General features: G+C 44.0%; 1 protein-coding gene. It reads left to right on the top strand.

Going from position 1 to position 2,498, the window contains the following annotated elements; genetic code table 11:
• Window positions 1–283 precede the first annotated feature (283 nt).
• Window positions 284–2,437: an AAA family ATPase gene (locus QUA40_RS28310; RefSeq protein WP_333131974.1), complete on the top strand. Its 2,154-nt coding sequence runs from the start codon at window positions 284–286 to the stop codon at window positions 2,435–2,437.
• Window positions 2,438–2,498: the final 61 nt, after the last annotated feature.

The following is a 2,498-nucleotide window of genomic DNA, read 5'->3' as shown; positions in this document are numbered from 1 at the left end:
TTCTACTATCACGCCAGGTAAATTTAGTATGTTGGTCATTAACTTTTTCATATTTTATGACTGTAAAACTTGTTTGTCAACTTTATTGTTAACATTTTAGCACTATAAGTACGGAAGAGCCGTTGATTTTCACCAAATCTTGTTGGTGAACCCGCCCCTACAGCTTTTTGATCGTGGTGTGGTGCAAAATATGAATTTTTACGGACTTTTTCGATGACAGAGGGCTTTTCACTCCCGATAGGCTAATATCACAACAAGCACAATACCAACTAGCGCACAGACTATGCTCGGACTTAATGGATATCGCATTGTACAAGAAATTCACAGCGGCGTAAAAAGTGTGGTTTATCGAGGCTACCGGGAACGCGACCAACAACCTGCGATTGTTAAACTCCTCAAGTCCGAGTACCCCACCCTGGAAGAAGTCACCCGTCTCAGAAATGAATACAAAATTGCCCAACCCCTAGACTGTGGCAGTATCACCAAAGTCTATAGCTTAGAAAACTATCGTAATAGCTTTGCCCTGATTTTAGAAGATTTTGGCGGCTCCTCTATCGACCAGTTACTTACTAACCAAACCTTCCCTTTAACAGAAGTTCTGATAATTGCCATCATCTTAATAGATGCCTTAGATTATTTACACCGCCATTCGATTATTCACAAAGATATTAAACCGGGAAATATTATTATTAACTCTGCCACAGGTGCAGTTAAACTCACTGACTTTAGCATATCCTCCCGCCTGCAACAAGAGAATCAAGCTGTTAGCAATCCCTCGGAACTGGCTGGTACTCTAGCCTATCTCTCCCCAGAACAAACGGGGCGAATGAACCGCTCGGTAGATTACCGCAGCGACTATTATTCTTTAGGAGTGACTTTATACGAAATGCTGGCGGGTCAGTTACCTTTTGTCACTGAAGACCCGATGGAATTAATCCATTGTCACTTAGCGAAACAGCCGTTACCACTTGGTGAAATCAGAGAAATTCCTCAAGTTATTTCTGATATCGTCATGAAACTGTTAGCGAAAAATGCCGAAGAGAGATATCAGAGCGCAGCCGGATTAAAATTTGACTTAGAAACTTGTTTAAATCAATTGCTGGCTACGGGAACAATCTCACCTTTTGTGCTTGCTACCCGCGATAAAGGTAGCAAGTTACTGATACCACAAAAACTTTACGGCCGCGAAAAAGAAGTAATAGAACTACTAGCCGCCTTTGAAAGAATTAGTAGGGGCGGTGCCCCCGTGCCCGCCCCCAATGCCGATGGTGCAATCGCGGGGGATGGGGCAACCACGGGGGGTTTGCCCCTACCAACCGCAGAAATGATCCTGGTTTCCGGCTATTCCGGCATTGGCAAAACCGCCATCGTCAACGAAGTTCACAAACCCATAGTCCGCCAACGCGGTTACTTCATCTCCGGCAAATTTGACCAATTTAACCGCAACATTCCCTACTCAGCCATCATCACCGCTTTTCAAGCCTTAATCAACCAATTACTCACAGAAAATGCCGGAAAAATTGCCAATTGGAAACATCAACTCTTAGATGCCCTTATCCCCAATGCCCAAGTCATTATTGATGTCATTCCCGAAGTAGAATTTATTATCGGCCCCCAACCAGAAGTGCCGCAATTAGGGCCAACAGAATCACAAAACCGCTTCAATCGAGTTTTCCAACAATTCCTCAAAGTCTTTTGTCAGCCACAGCACCCCGTTGTGCTTTTTTTAGATGACTTACAGTGGGCAGATTCAGCCTCCCTGAAACTGATGCAACTGCTGATGAGCGACCCTGATAGCCAATATTTGTTAATTATTGGAGCATATCGCGATAACGAAGTCAACCCCACTCACCCTTTAATTCAAACCTTAGAAAAAATCCGCGAAGTGGGGGCTAATCTTCATAACATCACCGTCCAACCTTTAGCGCTAAATCATGTTAGCCAACTGATTGCCGAGACTCTCAATGAATCCGCAGCCACAAAACGCATTCAATCCTTTTCCGAACTCCTTTTTAGCAAAACCCAAGGCAACCCTTTCTTTTTAACCCAACTGCTGAAAACCCTCGCCTTGGAAAAACTGCTGAATTATGAAGCCAGCAGCGACAAATGGCAATGGGATATTGAGTCAATACAAGCCATCGGTATTACCGATTTAAACATAGTCGAACTGATTGCCAGAAACATTCAAAAGCTACCAGAGTCTACTCAGAAAGCCTTAAAACTTGCCGCTTGCATTGGCAATACTTTCAACTTAGATATTTTAGCCATTGTCAACGAAGCATCAGAATTAGTAACGGGGGCGCCGTTGTGGCCGGCGCTTCAGGCGGGTTTGATTTTGCCTCTTTCGGAAGCCTACAAAATTCCCTTGGTATTTGTTGAGTCGGAATCTGCATCAGTGCGACTGCAAGATGTGAAAGTAGATTACCTTAGCGGGTGACAACGTACCTATAATGCTTGCTGCATAAAGGATAGAGCCAAGAAGCCGCGCTGAAAATAGA

Source organism: Microcoleus sp. Pol11C3 (genome assembly GCF_036701485.1).
Lineage (GTDB): Bacteria > Cyanobacteriota > Cyanobacteriia > Cyanobacteriales > Microcoleaceae > Microcoleus.
Note: the sequence above shows the minus strand (reverse complement) of the source record. Positions and strands in the feature narration are given on the sequence as shown.